Annotated in this window: 25 protein-coding genes; 3 read left to right on the top strand and 22 right to left on the bottom strand. The window is 45.2% G+C overall.

All coding sequences use genetic code 11. From position 1 onward, the window contains the following. Nucleotides 1-86: 86 nt before the first annotated feature. The 9 genes from rpmA to LC508_RS04360 all read right to left on the bottom strand — a co-directional run bounded on the left by rpmA (nt 87) and on the right by LC508_RS04360 (nt 7,616). Complete coding sequence (gene rpmA, locus LC508_RS04400; RefSeq protein ID WP_018598162.1) at nt 87-374, bottom strand: 50S ribosomal protein L27; 288 nt, start codon at nt 372-374, stop codon at nt 87-89. A 4-nt stretch (nt 375-378) separates the two neighbouring features. Continuing rightward, nucleotides 379-711: a ribosomal-processing cysteine protease Prp gene (locus tag LC508_RS04395; protein ID WP_033139571.1), complete on the bottom strand. Its 333-nt coding sequence runs from the start codon at nt 709-711 to the stop codon at nt 379-381. A gap of 2 nt (nt 712-713) precedes the next feature. Next, nucleotides 714-1,019 (bottom strand): 50S ribosomal protein L21, encoded by a 306-nt coding sequence (gene rplU / locus LC508_RS04390; RefSeq protein ID WP_033139570.1) that lies wholly within the window; start codon nt 1,017-1,019, stop codon nt 714-716. 187 nt (nt 1,020-1,206) lie between these two features. After that, nucleotides 1,207-2,211: a CPBP family intramembrane glutamic endopeptidase gene (locus LC508_RS04385; RefSeq protein ID WP_054353215.1), complete on the bottom strand. Its 1,005-nt coding sequence runs from the start codon at nt 2,209-2,211 to the stop codon at nt 1,207-1,209. Then, on the bottom strand, nt 2,192-2,683 hold the full coding sequence (locus LC508_RS04380) for an NUDIX hydrolase (protein WP_033139568.1): 492 nt from the start codon (nt 2,681-2,683) through the stop codon (nt 2,192-2,194). The genes LC508_RS04385 and LC508_RS04380 overlap by 20 nt, the downstream gene beginning before the upstream one ends. An 8-nt stretch (nt 2,684-2,691) precedes the next feature. After that, nucleotides 2,692-3,909 carry a ribonuclease E/G gene (locus LC508_RS04375; RefSeq protein WP_103732821.1) on the bottom strand — a complete coding sequence of 406 codons (1,218 nt, stop codon included), beginning with the start codon at nt 3,907-3,909 and terminating at the stop codon, nt 2,692-2,694. After that, entirely contained in the window at nt 3,893-4,600 is a 708-nt protein-coding gene (locus LC508_RS04370) for a TIGR03936 family radical SAM-associated protein (RefSeq protein WP_118594133.1), read from the bottom strand. The genes LC508_RS04375 and LC508_RS04370 overlap by 17 nt, the downstream gene beginning before the upstream one ends. Beyond that, complete coding sequence (locus LC508_RS04365) at nt 4,590-6,449, bottom strand: TIGR03960 family B12-binding radical SAM protein (RefSeq protein ID WP_103733173.1); 1,860 nt, start codon at nt 6,447-6,449, stop codon at nt 4,590-4,592. The genes LC508_RS04370 and LC508_RS04365 overlap by 11 nt, the downstream gene beginning before the upstream one ends. A 228-nt stretch (nt 6,450-6,677) precedes the next feature. Beyond that, nucleotides 6,678-7,616 (bottom strand): LysR family transcriptional regulator, encoded by a 939-nt coding sequence (locus LC508_RS04360; protein ID WP_103732822.1) that lies wholly within the window; start codon nt 7,614-7,616, stop codon nt 6,678-6,680. 187 nt (nt 7,617-7,803) lie between these two features. On the opposite strand from LC508_RS04360, the gene LC508_RS04355 reads away from it, so the two are divergent. Beyond that, entirely contained in the window at nt 7,804-9,747 is a 1,944-nt protein-coding gene (locus LC508_RS04355) for an oxidoreductase (RefSeq protein ID WP_103732823.1), read from the top strand. A 54-nt stretch (nt 9,748-9,801) separates the two neighbouring features. After that, nucleotides 9,802-10,986 carry an MFS transporter gene (locus tag LC508_RS04350; protein ID WP_103732824.1) on the top strand — a complete coding sequence of 395 codons (1,185 nt, stop codon included), beginning with the start codon at nt 9,802-9,804 and terminating at the stop codon, nt 10,984-10,986. Between the two features lie 118 nt (nt 10,987-11,104). Here LC508_RS04350 and LC508_RS04345 read toward each other — a convergent pair whose 3' ends face one another. From LC508_RS04345 to LC508_RS04285, 13 genes are all read right to left on the bottom strand, one after another. Further along, nucleotides 11,105-11,638: a GNAT family N-acetyltransferase gene (locus LC508_RS04345; protein ID WP_054353214.1), complete on the bottom strand. Its 534-nt coding sequence runs from the start codon at nt 11,636-11,638 to the stop codon at nt 11,105-11,107. After that, the gene (locus tag LC508_RS04340; protein WP_225305315.1) at nt 11,578-12,036 is read right to left on the bottom strand and encodes a YolD-like family protein; all 459 of its coding nucleotides are present in this window, start codon (nt 12,034-12,036) and stop codon (nt 11,578-11,580) included. The genes LC508_RS04345 and LC508_RS04340 overlap by 61 nt, the downstream gene beginning before the upstream one ends. A gap of 11 nt (nt 12,037-12,047) precedes the next feature. Next, a complete protein-coding gene (locus LC508_RS04335) occupies nt 12,048-13,595 on the bottom strand; it encodes a Y-family DNA polymerase (RefSeq protein WP_054353213.1) in 1,548 nt (515 codons plus the stop codon). 600 nt (nt 13,596-14,195) lie between these two features. Then, entirely contained in the window at nt 14,196-14,579 is a 384-nt protein-coding gene (locus LC508_RS28325) for a beta C-S lyase family protein (RefSeq protein ID WP_054353211.1), read from the bottom strand. After that, the gene (locus LC508_RS04325) at nt 14,576-14,761 is read right to left on the bottom strand and encodes a hypothetical protein (protein ID WP_054353210.1); all 186 of its coding nucleotides are present in this window, start codon (nt 14,759-14,761) and stop codon (nt 14,576-14,578) included. Before LC508_RS04325 ends, LC508_RS28325 begins: the two co-directional genes overlap by 4 nt. Before the next feature lie 10 nt (nt 14,762-14,771). Then, nucleotides 14,772-15,233, bottom strand: a complete 462-nt coding sequence (locus tag LC508_RS04320) for a LysE family transporter (RefSeq protein ID WP_103732758.1) — start codon at nt 15,231-15,233, stop codon at nt 14,772-14,774. A gap of 17 nt (nt 15,234-15,250) precedes the next feature. Next, the gene (locus tag LC508_RS04315) at nt 15,251-16,117 is read right to left on the bottom strand and encodes a DUF3737 family protein (RefSeq protein WP_103732759.1); all 867 of its coding nucleotides are present in this window, start codon (nt 16,115-16,117) and stop codon (nt 15,251-15,253) included. A gap of 15 nt (nt 16,118-16,132) precedes the next feature. Beyond that, nucleotides 16,133-16,324, bottom strand: coding sequence for a cyclophilin-like fold protein (locus LC508_RS28520; protein ID WP_158587358.1), 192 nt, complete (start codon nt 16,322-16,324; stop codon nt 16,133-16,135). 3 nt (nt 16,325-16,327) lie between these two features. Further along, nucleotides 16,328-16,888, bottom strand: coding sequence for a cyclophilin-like fold protein (locus LC508_RS04305; RefSeq protein WP_103732760.1), 561 nt, complete (start codon nt 16,886-16,888; stop codon nt 16,328-16,330). Nucleotides 16,889-17,026: 138 nt separating this feature from the next. Then, entirely contained in the window at nt 17,027-17,284 is a 258-nt protein-coding gene (locus LC508_RS04300) for an SDR family oxidoreductase (protein ID WP_199687335.1), read from the bottom strand. 14 nt (nt 17,285-17,298) lie between these two features. Next, on the bottom strand, nt 17,299-17,484 hold the full coding sequence (locus tag LC508_RS04295) for an SDR family NAD(P)-dependent oxidoreductase (protein ID WP_033139557.1): 186 nt from the start codon (nt 17,482-17,484) through the stop codon (nt 17,299-17,301). Nucleotides 17,485-17,523: 39 nt separating this feature from the next. Then, nucleotides 17,524-18,042 carry a flavodoxin family protein gene (locus LC508_RS04290; protein ID WP_103732761.1) on the bottom strand — a complete coding sequence of 173 codons (519 nt, stop codon included), beginning with the start codon at nt 18,040-18,042 and terminating at the stop codon, nt 17,524-17,526. 34 nt (nt 18,043-18,076) lie between these two features. Continuing rightward, nucleotides 18,077-18,298 (bottom strand): MerR family transcriptional regulator, encoded by a 222-nt coding sequence (locus tag LC508_RS04285; RefSeq protein ID WP_033139555.1) that lies wholly within the window; start codon nt 18,296-18,298, stop codon nt 18,077-18,079. Between the two features lie 627 nt (nt 18,299-18,925). On the opposite strand from LC508_RS04285, the gene LC508_RS04275 reads away from it, so the two are divergent. After that, nucleotides 18,926-20,167 (top strand): IS256 family transposase, encoded by a 1,242-nt coding sequence (locus tag LC508_RS04275; RefSeq protein ID WP_225305313.1) that lies wholly within the window; start codon nt 18,926-18,928, stop codon nt 20,165-20,167. Nucleotides 20,168-20,242: the final 75 nt, after the last annotated feature.

Genomic DNA, 20,242 nt, shown 5'->3' with positions numbered 1-20,242 from the left:
GCTAAAAAAAGCGGCTTCAAACCAGAACGATTTGAAGCCTCCCTTAATTCATGACAATAGAAAACCTGCAAGCGCAGATTCCATTGTTACTCTGCTGTTACCGGTACTACAGAAACCTGTTTTTTGTCTCTGCCTTTTCTCTCAAAACGAACAACACCATCTACTAATGCAAATAAAGTGTCGTCGCCGCCGCGTCCTACATTCACACCCGGATGAATTTTTGTTCCGCGCTGTCTGTAAAGGATATTTCCGGCTTTTACAAACTGTCCGTCTGCTCTCTTTGCGCCCAGTCTTTTGGATTCGGAATCTCTACCGTTCTTGGTAGAACCCACACCTTTTTTATGAGCGAAAAACTGAAGGTCCATTCTTAACATGTCCTTACACCTCCTCGAATATGACATCAATATATTGTCTGTTTTCTTCTTCGTCTTCCATTCTCTGCAATCCGAGAATGAGGGAATTCAGCAACAATGCTGCTTCTTTGGAAGGTTTTGCCTCCAGCCTGAATACGATACCGCCATTTTCTCTGTCTACATCCACTTTAAAAGCATCTTCTGTAAACTCTTCAATGGAATTCACCGCATTGATGACAAGAGCGGAAATAGCTGCACAGATGATATCCTCACCCTGCTTGGCATACCCGGCATGTCCACTGGTGTCAAAGCCTGTCACAACACCGTCACTGTCCTGATAAAACGTAATGTACGTCATAATTAAGCGTTGATTTTTTCAATCTTAACTTTGGTGTACTGCTGTCTGTGACCGTTTTTCTTGTGGTATCCGGTTTTCGGTTTATATTTGTAAACGATAACCTTTTTTGCTTTACCGTTTTCAACTACAGACGCGGTTACAGTAGCGCTTGCTACGTCTTCACCAACTTTTAACCCATCATTGTTTACGGCAAGGACCTGGTCAAATGTAACAGTTTCTCCAGCTTCTGCTCCAAGTTTTTCTACTCTGATAACATCGCCTTCGGCTACTTTGTACTGTTTACCACCTGTTGCAATAATTGCGTACATATGGCACCTCCTATTATCATTACTCGCCAAATTATGGTGGCTGACTATTTCACAGCGCTTCAAACCTCTTTGTGCGGCATACTCGCTTATAATAGCACAAGAATATCTGTTCGTCAATATATTCTTGAAAATTTTGTAAGAATTTTGTACAAAAAAGCCATCACCAAAGGAGGTTTGTACCGAACCGTTACAGGTATTTCAGAAAAACGGTGAAATTTTCCACCGGACTCTGCCTTATCATCTCCCACAGGGAGTCATCAAAGAAAATCCCATACAAAAATAACACGCCGCCTATCATTGCCGGTATCACGGAACAGATGGTGAGAAATACGATCCAGAATGTCTGATGTTCTTTTGGAAAATAAGGCACTTTTCTTCCTTTTTCCCTTCGTATCAGATAACCCGCCGTATAAATGGCAAATGGTGCCACGCAGCCGATCGCCACATAGATTCCCAGTGCTGCCATGGGGATACCTGCTTCCATGAGGTATTCCGCACCTGCCGCTGCATCATTTTCAGTCTGTCCAAAAGTAAGAAGCGTCGGCAGAAAATTATTTGCGAAATGAAACAGTGCCGGATAAACCATATTCTCTGTTTTAAGCATCAGCCAGGACAAGGCTCCGCCCAGCAGCGCAGTTGGCACAAAGCGCCATACACTGCCATGAAACAGGCCGAAAAGGATTCCCATGACCAGCACGATCAGCCATTCGCGTTTCAGGCTTTTCAGGCTGTGCAGAATCACGCCTCTGTGCATTGCCTCCTCACAGACAGCAGGCATTACAGCCGTTATGAATACAGAAAGCAGCAGCGGCACACTGGCGATCATATCATTCAGAGCGCTGCCGGTACCGAACATCTGCCTTGGAAACAGCCATGCGATCACCATGGTAGCCGGCAGAACCAGGGCGTAGACTCCTGCCCACAAAAGCAGTGTCCCGAAGACTTTGCTCCATGCCGGTTTTCTGACCGGAAAGACCTCTGCAAGATCCGCACCGCAAAGCACCGTGATTCCCACGGACAGCAAAAGCAGGTACAGCTCCGTCATTGCCAGCCCGTACATACCGAACTTCATCTGCATCCAGGCAATAATTGTATAGTAGGAAGCCATAACCAGTACAAACAGGAGTATTCCGTGTACAGGCTTCAGTTTTTTCTTCTGCAGGTTTCCGAAATCATCGTATCCGTTTTCCATCTAACACCGCCTCACGTAATGTATCTCCCTGATACATTAATTTCAGGGAAAAGAAAGGATGGTCCTCATCTAAAAGCTTGAAGAATATCTTGTCCCCCTCCCAAAGGTTCAGATTCAGCACTTCTTTTTTCTGTACCCATTCCAGAGTGCCCTCATTGCAGGCACACAGAGTGCCTTCATATCCATCTGCTGTGTAGAGACACATATATTCTGTGTCCGGTTCCCCTGTCAGGGGTTTGAAAATAAAGGTGACAATGCCTCTGAATTTGTAGGAAGTAAGCGTCAGGCCCGTTTCCTCTTTTACTTCCCGTAAAAGACAGTCCTCCGGACTTTCATCCTCCTCAAAATGTCCGCCCACACCAATCCATTTGTCTTTATTTACATCAGACTCTTTTTTAATCCGGTGCAGCATCAGATAACTGTCGCCTTTCTCAATATAACACAGCGTTGTAAGCATGGATTTTACTTTCATAACTATGATTACCTTACACTTTCCTGATATTCTTCCCGAAGCTCTTCTGCCAGGGATTTCCTTATTTTTTTGCGGGTCACTTCCACAATATTCAGTTTCGTAATGTCCACCACATTCCCCTTGACCGGGTCCTGATTCAGGTATCTCTGCAGGGCCTGCAGCAGCTCATCTTTATCTTTTTGCTCTTTCAGATTAATGAAATCTATTAAGATCATTCCGGACAGATTGCGGAGACGGAGCTGCCTTGCGATCTCTTTGGCTGCCTCCAGATTAATTTTCCGGAAGGTCTCCTGGGAATCCTTTTTACTGGTATATTTTCCGGTGTTCACATCAACGGAGACAAATGCCTCTGTCTGCTGGATCACTAAAAACGCCCCTGATTTCAGCCACACTTTTTCAGAAACCGCCTCTTTGAGTACTGATTCCAGTGAATATAAGCGTGACAGAGGCAGAAGCTTATCCTCATAGAAACGCAGCTTATCAGCCGGCATTCCATAGTATTCCAGATAGCGTGAAACCTGGTCACAAAGCTCTCTGTCGTCTGTGACGATCTCATCCAGGTCCTGTTCATACACATTCTGCAAAACCTGCAGGTATTCCGGCAGATTTTCATGTATCAGGGAAAAACAGGTTCTTGTCAGGGCTTTTTCTTTTACCTGATGCAGGCATTTCATCAGCCATTCCAGCTCGGACTGCAGTTCTTCCTCTGATGCGTTTCTGCTGTTAGTGCGCACAATGATACCGGCATCATCCGGCAGAATGGGACTGAGTATTTCCTTCAGCCTCTTTTTCTCCTCTGCGTTTAATTTCCCCGAGAACCCCGGCACAGCCTTAAGAGCGGTCACAACCAGATATCTTCCCGAGAAATTCAGATCACAGGTCACACAGGGAAGCTTTCCCCTGATGGGCTCTCTGCACACCTGCACCAGGAGTTCATCACCCGGCTTCAGCTTCCCGTTTTTTTTCCGGTTGGTATAGATAGGAACTGCCTTTTCGTCCATAGAGTAATAACACATGATGCCATCCGCTATTTCTATGAAGGCCGCACGTATATTTTCAGCGATATTTTTTACTTTTCCCACATAAATATTGCCCAAAATATTCTTATGTTCAAACCGGCACAAGTCAAGCTGGCAGACACGCCCGTCCTGCACAAGGGCCGCCGCCAGCCGTTTTCTGCCGGAAATATCCATAGGCGTCAGAATCAGCTTACTCAATTTCCTCACCTAAATTTTCCAGCGGCACGAGATGCCGCTCCTCCTCTGTGCCGTTGTCGGCATAAAGTTCGCTTCTATGCACCATAAAGGCCCATTCATCGTAAGGCACACCTAAAAATGCACAGAAAGCTTCCATTACAAGCTCAGGCTTGGTGTTGTTGGAACTTCCCGCCGCCAGAGTCAGGTAAATGCTCCCCTCATTTTCTTCCATATGATATATAAAGGGGCGGATGTCCACTTCCTTTTCACTTTTCTTTGTCTTTTTCAAGATTGTGATGGATGGCTGGGCCGTAAATTCCGCAATTTTCTTCTTCCAGTCCTCTGACGGCTCTTTTCCCTCCCGAAAGGTGAGTACATAGTCAGCAGCAGCCACAAGAGACATGGCCTTTCCCGCCTTGCCTTCTTCTACCTGGCGGATGCTTAAAATGCGCATTCCCTCCACCATGGCATCATTCAGCCTTTTTACCATTTCTTCTGATGAAGAGGCACTCTTAAGCTCTAAATCAAAGTATTCACCTGTGCTGGTTATCCCCACACCCAGAGGTGAGGCAAAGGACATGATCATGTGAGGACTGTATCCTTCTGAAAATGCCGCATTCAGTCCTGCGCGTTTTACAGCTTTCTGGAAATACCGCATGATATCCAGATGACCGATAAATTTCATGGCCCCTTCTTTTGCAAATTTCACTCTAACCTTCAATGCAGACACCTCCTTTATAAGAAGCTGCTCCGCAGCCGGAACATTTTACCCGGCAGTTTGGTGTCACAACTCCCTCTTTTGCTCTCTCCCATTCTTTTAGAAGGAATTTTTTTGCTACCCCCGCGTGAATAAAGTCCCAAGGAAACAATTCATCAGCCGGACGCTCTCGAAGCGTATAAAATTCCGGATCAATGCCCAGTTCTTCAAAGGCCTTCATCCAGATATCATAACGGAAATATTCGGACCATGCATCAAAAACAGCCCCGTTTTTGTAGGCCAGCTCCAGAACATCACAGATACGTCTGTCACCCCTTGCCAAAATCCCTTCCAGCACCGTGACATCTGCCTCATGGTAATTGTATTTGATACTCTTCTGGTTTAGCTGCGCACGGATCTCATCTTTCACAACTTTTGCTTTTGCCAGATACTCCTCTTTGCGGCACATGGAAGCCCACTGGAAAGGGGTAAACGGTTTCGGCACGAAAAAGGACGTACTGGCTACGATTTGGCATCTGCCCCGGCGCTGTTCTTTTGGTATTTCATAATATTTCTTGGCGACTTCTTCAGCAAGATGGGCAATGCCTTTCATATCCTCCTCTGTCTCCGTGGGGAGTCCCAGCATAAAATACAGCTTCACTCTGGTCCAGCCTCCCGCAAATGCTTCTGCCGCACCGTTTAAGATAACTTCCTCTGTCAGTCCTTTATTGATCACATCGCGCATACGCTGTGTTCCCGCCTCCGGGGCAAAAGTCAGACTGCTCTTCTTGATATCCTGAACCTTGCTCATAACATCCAGAGAAAAGGCGTCAATACGCAGGGAAGGAAGGGAGATGTTCACATTTCTTGCGGAACACTCCTGAATCAGATAATCTATCAATTCCGGCAGTTTGGAATAATCACTGGAGCTTAGGGAACTCAGGGAAATTTCTTCATGCCCGGTACTTTCAAGCATAGCCTGGGCCGTCTTCTTCAGGAATTCCACATCGCGCTCCCTGGTCGGTCTGTAAATCATCCCTGCCTGGCAGAAACGACATCCCCGGATACATCCCCTCTGGATTTCCAGGGTAACACGGTCCTGTGTGGCCTTGATAAACGGCACCACCGGTTTTTCCGGATAACAGACATCTGAGAGGTTCATGACAACCTGTTTTTCAATTATCTCTTTGGCATGCGGATTATTGGGGATAAAGGACGCAAGTGTCCCATCCTCATGGTACGACGCGTCATAAAATGCCGGAACATAAATACCCGGTATTTCGGCGGCGCGTTCTAAAAATTCTTTTTTGCTTCTTCCAACTTTTTTATATTCCTTATAGATGTCCAGAAATTCATCAAAAACCGTTTCGCCCTCACCGATATAGAACACATCAAAGAACTCGGCCAGCGGTTCCGGGTTATAGGTACAAGGACCTCCGCCTATGACGATGGGGTATTCTTCCCCTCTGTCTTTCGCGCGAAGGGGCATATGGCTCAGATCCAGAATCTGCAGAATGTTCGTATAACACATCTCGTACTGGATGGTTATGCCGAGAAAATCAAAGTCCTTTATGGGATCCTGGGATTCCAGCGCAAATAACGGAATCTGCTTTTTGCGCATAACCGCATCTAAATCCGGCCATGGAGAGTAGACACGTTCACACCATACATCCTCTCTTTTATTAAACATATCATATAATATCTGTATTCCCAGATGGGACATTCCGATTTCATACACATCCGGGAAACACATGGCAAAACGTATATCCACCTCATCTTTGTTCTTATTTACCGAGTTTACCTCATTACCAATGTAGCGGGCGGGTTTCTCGATTTTTAGTAATATTTCATCACTTAAAGCTAATTTTCTCATTATTTCTCCTTGATATTTTTTATAAATATACACAATATCAAACTATTCCTTCAGCCCACATCTCAACACAGGCCGACACAATTATAGCTCCATGCAGTATACTGTCCATATGAATGCTGCCTCACAAACACAATTTGTATCACTGTGATGCATGCTTGTTCAATTATACGCAGTTTGAGGAAGAACTTCAAGTAAAATTTGGTCTGTGCAGGCAAAACACCGGAATCATCAACAATCCGCAGGGAGATTACTTACCGGAGATTCCTCCCCCAAAGGGGGCACATTTTTTTTCGGAAATTGTTCTTTCAGATAACGGTAAAATGCCATCATATTCTCTGTCAGCACTTTATTATTTTTCTTGACAAAATTCACATCCCAGGTAAATCTGTCATCAGGGAACTTCTCATACCGAAGCCTGGCATCATCCGGCCGAATCGTATGGCCCGGAACCACAAACAGAAGATTATTGTGCTGAGCAATTTCTTTCAGCGAATTAAAATCACTGGACGCAATCACTATCTCCGGCTCAAAGCCCGCATTCCTGCAGGCAGTGTCAAAATTATGGCGGATATGAAACTGCGTGCTGAACATGGCATATCTCTGCCCTTTCAAATTCTCCATGGAAATCTTTTCTTTTTCATACAATTCATGGGTACACGGAATACACAGATACACACCCTCCTGAAACAACAGCTCCGATGAAAGCCTCTCCCTGTCCACCACTCCCGTCGTGATACAAAAATCATATTCATCCTTCTTCGCAAGACTTTCCAGATAATAATCCGTATGGTCTGAATACTCGATCTTCACATGGGGATGCAGCCTTTCAAAATCCCCTATCAGCCGGTAAGGCAGCGAAGAAACCACCCCGAATGCCATACCCAGATAAATCGTTTCCTGCGGCATATCCTCAATCTGCGTGATATGGGAGCACACATAATTCTTCCTCTCCAGAATAATACGGCACTCATTCAGAAAATACGTCCCAAACCTTGTCGGCGACACACCGTTAATATCCCGGTTCAGAAGCACACAACCAAGCTCCTCCTCCACTTCCCGGATGGTCTTTGATATCCCCTGCTGCGAAATATGATACGCGGCAGATGTCTTATTAATGCTCTTATATTCACATACCGCTACGAATAACTCCATTTGCCTGAATGTCATGTCCTAATCTCCTGTCTAAATCAGAAAGAATGCCTCTAACGCTCTGCCGGAAAAGATATTGAGGCTCCTTTACCGCTACAACCTTTTCCTTGTAATAGTACAATGTTTTTTCTTCTTTTTCAATCGCGGAATTTGTTATATATTTAACTTATCAAACAAACGTAAACGAAACTAAGGAGGTTTCTCAATGAAAAACAAGTATTATCCGCATCTTGCCAGCCCAATCACCATCAACAACCTGACATTCAAGAACAGAATCCTGGGCGCTCCCATGTCTAATCCCGAATTAGACTCTGACTGTAATATGCGCAAGGAAGAAATCGCATTTCACGAGAACCGTGCCCGCGGCGGCCTGGCAGGCGTTGCCATCGGTCTCGGCATCGTGGATGCCATCGGACGTTCCCACACGAAGGAAGTCAAGCTCTACGATGTTATGTCGCTTCCCTCCCTGAAGGAAGCTGCCAACGCCATGCACCGCCATAACTGCAATGCCGTTATGGAACTTGCCCACGGCGGCAAATTCGCCAATGCCCGGGGCCATGGAAGCGCAGAAGGTGTCAATATGGGCCCCAACGACGAGATCAACGGAGAAGGACATCCGGTCCGCAGCATGACGGAAGAAGACATCTACAGAGTTGCCGACTGCTTTGGTCAGGCTGCCAAACTGGTAAAAGAAGCCGGATTCGATATGGTACTGATTCACGGCGGACACGGCTGGCTCCTTGGACAGTTCAGCTCCCCGGCTATGAACCACAGAACAGACAGATGGGGCGGCAGCCTGGAAAACCGTATGCGTTTTTCTCTTCTTGTCATTGAAAAAGTAAGGGAAGCCGTAGGTCCTGATTTCCCCATCGAATTCCGTATGAGCGGTGCCGAGTTTACCAAAGGCGGATACGGTATCGAAGAGGGAATCGAGATGGCAAAAGCCATAGACGGCAAAGTTGACATTATCCACGTATCCGCCGGCGTTCACGAAGACCCGGAAGTATTTGTGCGTACACATCCGTCCATGTTCATTGAGCACGGCTGCAACGTATATCTGGCCGCAGAGATCAAGAAGCACGTCAAGACACCGGTGGCTACCCTGGGCGGCCTCAACGACCCGGATATGATGGAGGAAATCATCGCCACAGGCAAAGCGGATATCATAGAGATTGCCCGTCAGTCCATCTGTGACCCCTACTTCCCGGAAAAAGCATTTTCCGGCAACAAAGACGACATCACCCGCTGCTGCCGCTGCTTCACCTGCTTCTACAACTACCTGACAAACAGAACCTTCTGCTGCGCTTTCAATCCGGTTGTCGGCAATGAGCTGGAACACAAACATGCCTTTCCGCCTACAACACCGAAGAAAGTCATCGTAGTGGGCGGCGGCCCCGGCGGTATGGAAGCAGCCATCACAGCCGCAGGACGGGGACATTCTGTCACTCTTTACGAGAAAAACAGCCGTCTCGGAGGACAGCTTCTCTCCGAGCAGTACATACCATTTAAACAGGATATGTATAATTTTGTCAAAGTACTGGAAGGCCGCCTTGCCAAATCAGGTGTGGATGTCCGCCTGAACACAGAGCTGACCGCAGAGCAGGCAGCCGCAGAAAATGCTGACGTTATCATCACTGCCATCGGTGCCAAACCCATTGTTCCGCCGATTCCGGGAATTGACAATGAAAAAGTTGTGGGGCTTACCGCTCTTCATCAGCCGGAACCGGCCCTTGGACAGAAGGTTGTCATCCTCGGCGGAGGACTTGTCGGTTCCGAATGCGCCATTTACCTGGACGGACTCGGCAAAGACGTAACGATCGTAGAAATGAAAGAGGACTGGGCAGCAGATTCCTATTTCATGCACAAAAATGCCATGAAGATTTATATGCGCGACAGCAACATCAAGATCCATGTGAATACCACTGCAAAGGCAATCACTGACAAAGGCCTTGTATGCCAGACTCCTGAGGGCGAGCTTGTTATCCCCGCAGATAATATCCTGCTGGCAGCCGGAATGAAAGCTGACCGCAAAGCTGCCGAAAGCTTTTACAATGCAGCACCGCGTGTATTTGAAACAGGTGACTGTATCAAGGCAGGACGTGTTGTGGAAGCTGTCACTACGGGTTATTACCGGGCAATTGATATTTAAAGACTCGATTTATGACTTAACTACTCCATATTGGAACATGAAAGGATTAACATTATGGAAAAAGGTAGCAACCGAAGGGTGAAAACCGCCATTTACCTGTGTGCCATCCTGATGATGGGGGCTATCGCTGTGGCAAGCAATATTGCAAGTATTGCCGCAGCCTTCCCCGAGGCAGGCCAGACAAAAGTTGTCGCATATCTGATTTCCGCGCCCTGTCTGGTGGTTATACTGGTCACATTGGTTACAGGAAAACTGATGGATTTTGTCCCGAAAAAGACATTGATGATTGCAGGCGTTCTCTTCTGGCTTGTGGGGGGAGTTCTGCCTTACTTTATGGACAGTCTGGGGCTGATCCTTGTCATGCGCCTTATCTTCGGCGTAGGCGTGGGAATCGTCCAGTCCCTCTGTCCGGCACTGGTTATTGAGAATTTTGAAGACCCGGCCGAGAGGGCGAAAGTCATGGGGAATATGACCGCATTCCAGATGCTCGGTGCGATCTTCTTTTCATTGGTATCAGGCAACCTGGGCAGAATCAGCTGGAATATTGCGTTTTTAGTTCATCTCATCGCAATGGTATCCCTGATAGCCGCTGTCACCTGTATCCCCTACAAGCAGCCGGTTAAGACAAGTTCTTCCGGTGAAAAGGGGAAATTTCGGCCTACCGCTATGATGTGGGTATGGTGCGCGGCGTTCTTTGTCTATATGTCCGGTGCACAGACATATGCCAACTTTGCGTCCTCCCTCATCACGGAACAAGGTCTGGGTGACACGGTGGCAGCCGGTTATTCACTGGCATGTTTCGCCCTTGGCGGATTTGTTATGGGATTTATTTTCGGCAAAATTGCAGATATATTCAAGAAACTTACGCTTACCGTTGGCTGTGTGGTTCTGTCATTCTCCTTCCTGATCATGACATTTGCCGCTAACCTTCCCATGTCCTATCTGGGCGCGTTTATCTGCGGACTTGCCTTCTCCATCTGTATGCCGTGCATCTTAAACGGCGCAGGCGGAGCGGTTCCACAGGCTTCTTCCGGTATGGCAGTTTCCATTGCCACCTGCATGCAGAATGCAGGTATGACCGTGTGCCCGTACCTGGTGACAGCCGGCGGCGCAGCCTTTGCAGCTTCCGGGAAACTATCCGGAACACAGGGAGCCATGCTGTTCTCTATTATTATATTACTTGTACTGGCAGTGGCATTTACGGTGATTGGATTCGCCGGAAATAAGAAAACAATATAAAGTATAAAACAAGAATGGATCTTACACCAACTGCCGGAATCTTTCCTGGTCCGGCAGTTATTAACGAAAATTCTAACTCTTAATCCCGAAAAGCCGGGCTTTGTATTACGCGGTCCGTTTACAATTCTTCAACGAAATGATTTTCATACATATCCCAATACTTTTTATACACAAAATCCTCATTGCCGTTAAAATTTAATTGGTACATTCTAAATATTACGGGAATATTTTTGGGCTGCCACTGTTCTTCATACGAATAACAATATTTCATGGCCACTTTTTGCATAACCTTTCCGCTTCTCAGATTTTTTCTGTCATGAGTTGCCGTGATATAGGGAAGACCGTCTTTTTTTACCTGCTCAACAACAGCTTTCGCCGACTCTGACACAATTCCCTGATGCCAAAATTCCTTTCGGAGTCCATAACCAAAGTCGTGATGTTCTTCCATATCAACTTTAATATAACCGATCGGAAGGTTATCACTTTTAAGGCAAATGGCGTATGCGTATGCTTGTGGTAATTCATATTTTGCTGCGTATCTTTCATAGTAAAATTTTTTAGTTTCCTCAAGACTTTCATTTATAGTTTCTTTCAGCGTATATTGTGCGTTTTCGGCAGTTTCCCGGTGAATATATCCCCTTCGATATTGCATATCTCTTTCACAAAAATCTTCAAACCATCAGCCAGCATTATGGTATCCTCATACTCGTCTATCTTCTTTATATTCCCGGTTACCGTAATATAGGAGCCGCCGCTCTTTTTTTCGTCCGGCTTAAAATAAGTCACGGTTATCTGTGGTTGTCTGGGAAGCAGTATCTGTAACATTGCCATTTTTTCGTCCAAAACAGCCTTTGCATCCTCATCCAGCTCCATTCTTTCTTCTGTCCGTCTTGCCGTCTCCCAAATAGCGTCTTCATGTCCGCTGAGAGCTGCAAACGGAGCAAATTGCGCTGCCCTGTCATGTATCGGCATCTGAGGATGGTGGGATGAGATATGATGCGGCAGACTGATAATATCGTCATAAGCATGTGAATTTCTATTTAACATCATTTATCTCCCTTCTATGCCTTATGGCCGCCAATCTGCTTATTGCGTTCTACCGCTGTCGCTCCTTCTTCCAGGTTCATGCCTTTCAGAATTGCATTTTTCCCGTATTTCTTTTTAATACTCAGCAGCGCCTGCTGCATTTTCTTTTCCCGCTGAAGCTCCGCTTCTTCCTCTTCCTTCTTTTTTTTCAGTGCCTCATAATCCGTGAATAGGTCAAGCTGCTCATATTCTTTCTCTCCCATTTCTGCTGTTCCTTCTGCAGCCAAACGATTTGCAGAAATATACATTCTTCTTACTAACAGATTTCTGTCAACAATTCTGTCATACAGCTCAGTAACCGCATTCAGGAGCAGCTTTGCAGAAGACGTCTTTTTCTTTAGATTTATTGTGCCATGGGCATGTTTTGGAGCCTTCCGGCCATAGCGGTCTGCAGAAATTTCACCCTTATACATCTTTTTAATGTCAGGGTCTTTCAGATTCTCTATATCATAGGAAACAGTCAGCACAAGCTGGTCTGTCACAAGCTCTTTGTCAACTAGGTCAAGTGCCAGCTGGTCCGTCATCTCACGAACGACAAGCCTTGCCTTTTGAAATGCATATGGACACGGCAGCACCTGGCCGGAACCGATACTTTTTTCTGCCGGTTTATAATTTTTAATATCAGCGATTGTGCAGGGTTCCCATCCCCAGGCATGGTCGATCAATAATTCCGCATTAACTCCAAACAGCTTATACAGCAGCTCTTCATTATGGTAATCATTTGGTTTTCCCATGGAGCAGCGTGCGATATCTCCCATGGTATACAGTCCATTTTGTTCCAGCTTTTTTGCATAACCCTTTCCGACTCTCCAAAAGTCGGTCAACGGCTGATGGTCCCAAAGTATTTTTCTGTAAGACATTTCATTCAGGCTTGCAATACGGACCCTTTCTTTGTCCGGGGGGATGTGCTTGGCAACAATATCCATGGCAACTTTCGCCAGATACATATTAGTTCCGATTCCCGCCGTTGCCGTTATACCGGTATTTTTAAGCACATCCTGCATGATACTTTTTGCAAGTTTACGGGGTGAAACGGCATATGTGCTCAAATAATTTGTAACATCCATAAAAACCTCATCAATCGAATAGACATGGATGTCCTCGGGGGCAATATATTTTAAATAAATATCATAAATACGTGTACTGTATTCCAGGTAGCAGGACATTCTCGGCGGAGCAATGATATAGTCCGCTGAAAGTTCCGGTGACGCATCTAATTCATTCGCATCATATGAGGAACCTGTGAAGGTGTACCCGGGCGATGCACTTAAACGTCGGGCATTAACCTTTCGCATGGTCTGCACTACTTCAAATAATCTTGGCCGTCCGTGAATCCCATAGTTTTTTAGGGATGGTGACACAGCAAGGCATATGGTCTTTTCCGTGCGGCCTGCATCCGCTACAACAAGATTTGTGGTCAATGGGTCAAGCTGTCTTTCGCGGCATTCCACCGAAGCGTAAAAGGACTTAAGATCTATAGCTATATAAGTACGATTACCGGTCACATAAAATTCCTCCTTCATTTTCTGCCTCAGTGTTTCCATACTGATTACACAATGTATAAGGCATATCTGAATAGTTTTTTTATATTATATAGCATAGTATATTTATTCACTTAAATCAAGGCTTTGTCGAATATATGTTCTCTCTTTATTAAAATACACGCATGGTTTTAACTCGGTTCACAGACCCATGACTCGTAAGCTTTCACACTGTCCCTCAGACGTTTCACTCCATCTTCCACCTGCTGCCTTGGACATGCCAGATTCATACGCAGGAAGCCACTCCCGTTCCGGTAATCGTTTCCGTCTGACAGGTATAAGCCGCTGTGGCTGCGGATAAAACGACAGAGTTCCGATGAATCTCCAGTTATAGACCTGCAGTCAATCCAGAGCAGATATGTTGCCCTGGCGGGAACGGCGGATACACCTTAATCTCATTTTTTATGTACTCCTCTGCATACCTCCTGTTCTCCCACAGATATTCTCTCAGGGCATCCAGCCATTCACCGCCCCTGCCAAATGCCGCGATCGGGGCTATGGCTGCAAATACATTAGGCTCTGCCACTTCATCAGTATTCAGTCCTCGAACAACTTTATGCCTCAGATTGTCATTCGGAACAATCACAGCAGCCGTTTCACGATGGAATGAAAGAATATGTTATATACCGGAGTCATTACTATCACATTCTCCCCGACAGTCGTAATCTTACGGACAATACTGGATATAGCGGGTACGACACCGGTACAAAAAGCCAGCCACTCTCTTCTGATTTCAAACTGATGCCGGTTTTTCCACCAATTCTTGTAAGCCTCGTACCACTCATCTGTCACTATCGTATATCCGAATACTCCCTGTCCGGCTCTTTCCATCATACTTGCCGTTATTTCCGGCGCTGTCTGAAAATCCATGTCAGCCACCCACATGGGAAGTTCATTTTCATTCACATCCCATTTCATGGATCCTGTATTTCTGCGGTCTATCTTTTCATCAAATAGAAATTTCATTTCTTCTCCCCCTGTTCCCCTGTCTCAAACGTGACTTCTACGGTTCCGCTTGTCAGGGTGCTGCATCCTGCATCTTCGATATGGCCGATCCTGGTATAGCTGTAAGATGTGCTGAAGTCCTCAAAAAAAGACAAGGCAGTCAGAGCCAAAGAGCATAATGTCTCCTGTATGGATACTGCCAAACTCATATCCTCAGTGAAGAAAACTACGAACCAACACCACTGCCCCAAAAAGGATCAGGATCGTTCCAAATATCCGGTTCATGGCTGACAGATGACTGTTCCCGGCTTTTTTCTTTAATAAGGTAACCACACCGGAAAGCGTTCCCCACCAAATATAAGTTCCGATAAACACACCGCAAACCAATCCGATCCCATCGGCAGGTTCTATCCGTCCATCAATACCAAACCAGGAAAACGCAAACAGAAACGTAAGGATGGCTGCCGGGTTTGTGATTCCCACTGCAAAGAAAGCCGCGAACATCCGGAAACCTCCGGCGTTGTCCGGCATATCCTGGGATCCTGCGTTTATTTTCGTGAACATGCTGATGCCTATGCCCAGAATCAAACAGCTTCCGATCATGTTCATAACACTTTCATGCTGAAGCAGAAAAAATGCCCATCTGTTCCTTCCTCTCCATTCCTGTCTGTTCATCTGCCGGATTTTTTTTGCTAAACCGCCATCTTCTCCGAATCTTGGTCCATTATGCAGGTAATGACTGTTTTATCCGGATCTACTTTATCTTTTTCAATGATCAATTCCTTAATGTAATCCGCCCGGATGCTTCCTCCCGACGGATTCATGACGCTGTCAATCTTCCCGTTAATTTCTGCATCCACAGTAGAATACTCGAATGCAAGGGTGGTATTCAGCAGTCTGCAGTTTTTCATGACAAGATTGTCGATATAGCACATTCCCTGCAGACTTTCTACCGTACAGTTGATCAGAGTCAGGTTCCTGGCATTCCAGCCCAGATATTCCCCTGAAATAAAGGAATCATATACAGTCACGTTTTCGCTGTTCCAGAAAGCATCTTTTGAAAGCAGTCTGGCATTATGGATTTCCATATTTTTAACCCCGTCAAAGGAATAATTACCAACTAACTGAAAATCCCGAAGCTTCATATTCCGGCTGTTCATGGCAAAGTAGTCACCCCTGGCCCTTACCTGCTCCATAATAACATCTTCACAGTTCCACAGAGTTTCTGTCGCATTGGGAAAATTCACATTTTGAAGGGTCACGCCATGACATCGTCGGAAATTCTTCGGTGCCTCAATAACTGCATTCTTTACCGTGATATTGTCTGTATACCAAACACCAGCGCGGCCCATCTCAAACCATGTACAGTCCTCAGCGGTAATATTCTTACAGTACCATAAGGGATACTTCCACTTGAACATGCTGCCGTAAAGTTCAATATCATGACTTTCCTTCAGCGGTGACTCCCCATCTGCAAATATGGTGTCGTATATTTTTAAATTCTCACCATTAAAAAGTGCACGTTCCCCTGTTAGATACTCCTGTCTGATTTCTTTCATTTCCTGTCTCTCCTTTTATTTTGAAATATTATCATTTTGTTTTTCTTCTACCGCGGCCACAAAGTCATCCGTTGCATCAAATGTCCCTATCCTGGTATATTCTCCCGTAATTTCAGCGTCCCGGTAAAACAATACAATGCGGTTAGGGTCCGAGTAATAGACTTCCCCGGCCTTTTCCGATGTCACGGTTTCCGAATCGGAAGGGATATCCTATTCCTTATAAACTGAAATTGTAATGGTACCATTCAGTTTATCAATATCCTCTTTACCGGAGAGAATAGTTCCAAGCTCATACAGGCTGCTGTTCGGGTCACAGGGAGCATAGAACATCACTATATCTCCCCACGGTTCGTAGTAGGACAAAGACCCAGTTTCACCACCGCTTAACGGGGTACCCGATGTATCCAGCTTCTTCGTAGGATAAAAAGTCATTTCATTGCTGCTGAAAGGCTTCACTTCCATTGTCAGCGGCAGCTGTGCATACAATGCTTTGGCAGCCTGACTGTTGTTCAGTTTATAAATCATTTCATAATTCGCTGATTTTACAGATATTTTCATAGTATTGTTCTCCTCTTTGTCTGTTGGTCCGCTTTCATTCTGTTCCGTCTGCTGTATATCATTTTTTTCAACTGCTTTATGATTTTCCGGATTGTCCTGCTGTGCCGGATCCGCGGATGTGTTATACGGGATTCCCGTGCTGTTTGAATTCCCGCATCCGGTCATCCCAAGCAGCAGGAATATTACAGCGATTAAAATTATCATTCTTTTCATATCCATCCTCCTGATTCCGGCAGAGCAGACCTTTTCCGGGCATTTATAGTGGTGTACGGAATCGGCTCTGTGCTCTGCCTTGGCCGCCCGGTCAATACAAAGGGGCGGAACCTGAGCTTTATCACGGAAATGCCAATTTTATAGAAATGCCCCATTGCAGACCTGCAGCACCTGTCCCCGGACTGCTTTTCCCATTTTGCTCGCAAGATATAAACAGGCATACGCCTGATCCATAGGGTCGCATTCCGGTCCCGGAAAATACACATAATGTCCGCTGTATTCCAGCATTTTTGCTCCGCCCGGCTGCTCACCAGCCCTGTTTGCCAGATGCGCCGGCGTAACCGTTGCCCCCGGAGCCACCGCATTGCATCTGATATTGGTATCCACCAGCCTCATGGCAACATTTTTTGTCAGGGTATTGAGTGCCCCTTTTGTGGACGTATTCCTTCTACTACCTGATCCAGTTTTTCTCTTCCTCTGGCAGTGAGCACAACACTGGCGCCTTCTTCGGCAAACAGTTCCGCCATAGACTGCCCCATTCCATAACTTGCCCCGGTAATCATTGCCACTTTTCCATCTAACATTTTTGCTTCCATAATATTCAAAGCTCCTTTTTTAATCTGCTGAATTCCTGTTTACAAGCTTCTTCCAAACGCTCTTAATTCGTCCAACTTCTCTTCGGATTTATTCTGCTTGTCAAATGCCGTAAAGATTCCCATATTTTTCAAATTCAGATAATCCAGAAATGAATTCTCATATTCATAGACTGCTCCGTCATAAACCTTGTCGCTGCCGGAGCTTAAAATCAGCGCCGCTTTTTTCAGGTTCTTTGGTTTATCTAAGGCATAGATGCGGTTAATGGCGCATTGCAGCTGTCCGGTAAAGCTGTGGTAATAAACAGGGGATGCCAGTACAATCATTTCAGCTTCTGATAAAAGGGGATAGATCTCCTGCATATCATCCTTCTGTATACAGACTCCGTTTCCTTTTGTATGGCAGTATTCACATGCCAGACATCCGGATATATGTTTGCTGCAGACCGGGATAACTGTGATATTGTGATGTTTCTCTGCCGCTCCTTCTAAAAAAGCCGAGACCAATGCGGCAGTATTCCCATTCTTTCTGGGGCTGCCGTTCAACACTAAGATATTCATAAATGCCCTTCTTTCTACTCACTCTATAAGCTGTTTATTTTTTCAGCTGGTAAACAAGGTAATCCAGACAGGAGATATGTTCTTCCTCTTTATGTACCTTGCTTAGAAGCTGCTTTCTGTGTTTTTCCAGTAAAAACAGCTGTTCACTCAAATTTTCCGAGTCATAGCATTTCATGAAATATTCAATCATATCTATACTGCATCCCGCATCTTTGAGATTTTGAACAACTGTTTCTCTGGTCTCAAGATTTATCATTCTACTATAGTCACCTTCTCTCTGATCTTTCAGGCAATATACGGCAACTTCTGTTCTCCATATCAGTATAATCTGTAAGTAATAAAATAGCCAATACTTATATTGTATTCATTTTTATAGTTAAAACCTATACTATTTTGTGTTAATGTATTATAAATCTAATTGTAAAGGAAATTTCCAGATGGAATTACGGATACTTCATGATTTTCTGGAGATAGCAAGAAAATAGAGTATTGTAAGGACAGCTGCATCGCTTCCTCTCCCAGCCAGCACATTCAATACTTTCGACATAAATTAAAAATATGGAGGAGGAATTTGGCAAGCAGTTTCTGATATGGGGAACAAACGATTCACGAAAGGTCACTCTGACAGAAGAAGGAATGACCTTGTGCAAACAAGCAGATGAGATATTGAAGAAATATTAGAATTGGTCAAAAAGGCAGCAATTGAGATCACATTTTCATTCTTTTTCTGCATGGCAATAGCATGCAACACTATTCCTATATTAACTGCTGAAGTTTTTCCCGAATGTTGTCAGTTCCTTTGAGAGTGTGAAACTTTTTCTGTAAAATAGGATTTATAAGGTTCTTCTATGATAAAATAAAAATCATAGGAGGGCCTTTTATTATGGCAAGACAAAAGAAACCAGTACACAGAGTACAAATGACGGAAGGAAAGCGCAGCATTATCCATCAGCTTTTGGAAGAATACGATATTCAGACAGCTGAAGACATTCAGGATGCCCTGAAAGATCTTCTTGGCGGAACCATCAAGGAAATGATGGAGGCTGAGCTGGATGATCACCTGGGATATCAAAAATCGGAACGCTCAGACAATGATGATTACCGGAACGGTTACAAACGAAAACGGGTCAACAGTAGTTTCGGTTCCATGGAAATCGATGTGCCGCAAGACCGAAAATCTACCTTTGAACCACAGGTGGTCAAAAAACGCCAGAAAGACATTTCTGATATTGACCAGAAGATCATCTCCATGTATGCGAAGGGAATGACTACCCGGCAGATATCTGAAGCTATTGAAGATATCTACGGATTTGAGACCTCGGAAGGATTTATTTCTGATGTTACAGACAAGATCCTTCCTCAGATCGAAGACTGGCAGAACCGTCCTCTGGATAATGTCTATCCCATCCTTTACATTGACGCCATCCACTATTCTGTCCGTGACAATGGTGTGATCCGCAAGCTTGCCGCCTATGTCATCCTTGGGATCAATACAGAAGGAAAGAAAGAGGTACTGACAATCCATGTGGGAGAGAATGAAAGTTCAAAATACTGGCTGTCTGTTTTAAATGAACTGAAGAACCGGGGGGTAAAAGACATCCTCATCATCTGTGCGGACGGCCTTACGGGAATAAAGGAAGCCATTGCTGCCGCATTCCCCAAAACAGAATATCAGAGATGCATTGTCCATCAGGTAAGAAACACATTAAAATATGTTCCAGATAAAGACAGGAAGGCATTTGCTGCAGATCTAAAGACCATCTACCAGGCAGCTGATGAAAAAAAGGCGCTGGCAGCACTTGACCGGGTAACAGAAAAATGGACGCCCAAATATCCGAATTCCATGAAGCGCTGGAAGGATAACTGGGATGCCATATCCCCAATTTTCAAGTTTTCAGCAATGGTCAGGAAGGTCATATATACGACAAATGCCATTGAATCGCTGAATTCCACTTATCGAAAGCTGAACCGCCAGAGAAGCGTATTTCCAAGCGACACAGCGTTGCTCAAAGCGTTATATTTAGCAACCTTTGAGGCTACAAAGAAATGGACCACAACCATCCGGAACTGGGCTCAGGTGTATGGAGAATTAAGTATCATGTACGAAGGACGGCTTCCGGAGTGATTGAACATGAGCAAATAACAGGCGGATTTACCGCCTGCTGTTGACATGCCTTTTTGTAACTGTTATATATAAAGT

The sequence above is a fragment of the Blautia parvula genome, assembly GCF_020215665.1.
In the GTDB taxonomy this organism is placed as follows: domain Bacteria; phylum Bacillota; class Clostridia; order Lachnospirales; family Lachnospiraceae; genus Blautia; species Blautia celeris.
This window is presented reverse-complemented; position numbering and strand designations above follow the sequence as displayed.

Coding starts and splice junctions, on each gene's coding strand:
- rpmA (WP_018598162.1), bottom strand. CDS start 374: ATGTTAAGAATGGACCTTCAGTTTTTCGCTCATAAAAAAGGTGTGGGT.
- LC508_RS04395 (WP_033139571.1), bottom strand. CDS start 711: ATGACGTACATTACGTTTTATCAGGACAGTGACGGTGTTGTGACAGGC.
- rplU (WP_033139570.1), bottom strand. CDS start 1,019: ATGTACGCAATTATTGCAACAGGTGGTAAACAGTACAAAGTAGCCGAA.
- LC508_RS04385 (WP_054353215.1), bottom strand. CDS start 2,211: ATGGAAAACGGATACGATGATTTCGGAAACCTGCAGAAGAAAAAACTG.
- LC508_RS04380 (WP_033139568.1), bottom strand. CDS start 2,683: ATGAAAGTAAAATCCATGCTTACAACGCTGTGTTATATTGAGAAAGGC.
- LC508_RS04365 (WP_103733173.1), bottom strand. CDS start 6,449: ATGAGAAAATTAGCTTTAAGTGATGAAATATTACTAAAAATCGAGAAA.
- LC508_RS04360 (WP_103732822.1), bottom strand. CDS start 7,616: ATGACATTCAGGCAAATGGAGTTATTCGTAGCGGTATGTGAATATAAG.
- LC508_RS04355 (WP_103732823.1), top strand. CDS start 7,804: ATGAAAAACAAGTATTATCCGCATCTTGCCAGCCCAATCACCATCAAC.
- LC508_RS04350 (WP_103732824.1), top strand. CDS start 9,802: ATGGAAAAAGGTAGCAACCGAAGGGTGAAAACCGCCATTTACCTGTGT.
- LC508_RS04345 (WP_054353214.1), bottom strand. CDS start 11,638: ATGCAATATCGAAGGGGATATATTCACCGGGAAACTGCCGAAAACGCA.
- LC508_RS04340 (WP_225305315.1), bottom strand. CDS start 12,036: ATGATGTTAAATAGAAATTCACATGCTTATGACGATATTATCAGTCTG.
- LC508_RS04335 (WP_054353213.1), bottom strand. CDS start 13,595: ATGAAGGAGGAATTTTATGTGACCGGTAATCGTACTTATATAGCTATA.
- LC508_RS28325 (WP_054353211.1), bottom strand. CDS start 14,579: ATGAAATTTCTATTTGATGAAAAGATAGACCGCAGAAATACAGGATCC.
- LC508_RS04320 (WP_103732758.1), bottom strand. CDS start 15,233: ATGAACAGACAGGAATGGAGAGGAAGGAACAGATGGGCATTTTTTCTG.
- LC508_RS04315 (WP_103732759.1), bottom strand. CDS start 16,117: ATGAAAGAAATCAGACAGGAGTATCTAACAGGGGAACGTGCACTTTTT.
- LC508_RS04305 (WP_103732760.1), bottom strand. CDS start 16,888: ATGAAAAGAATGATAATTTTAATCGCTGTAATATTCCTGCTGCTTGGG.
- LC508_RS04300 (WP_199687335.1), bottom strand. CDS start 17,284: ATGAGGCTGGTGGATACCAATATCAGATGCAATGCGGTGGCTCCGGGG.
- LC508_RS04295 (WP_033139557.1), bottom strand. CDS start 17,484: ATGGAAGCAAAAATGTTAGATGGAAAAGTGGCAATGATTACCGGGGCA.
- LC508_RS04290 (WP_103732761.1), bottom strand. CDS start 18,042: ATGAATATCTTAGTGTTGAACGGCAGCCCCAGAAAGAATGGGAATACT.
- LC508_RS04285 (WP_033139555.1), bottom strand. CDS start 18,298: ATGATAAATCTTGAGACCAGAGAAACAGTTGTTCAAAATCTCAAAGAT.
- LC508_RS04275 (WP_225305313.1), top strand. CDS start 18,926: ATGGCAAGACAAAAGAAACCAGTACACAGAGTACAAATGACGGAAGGA.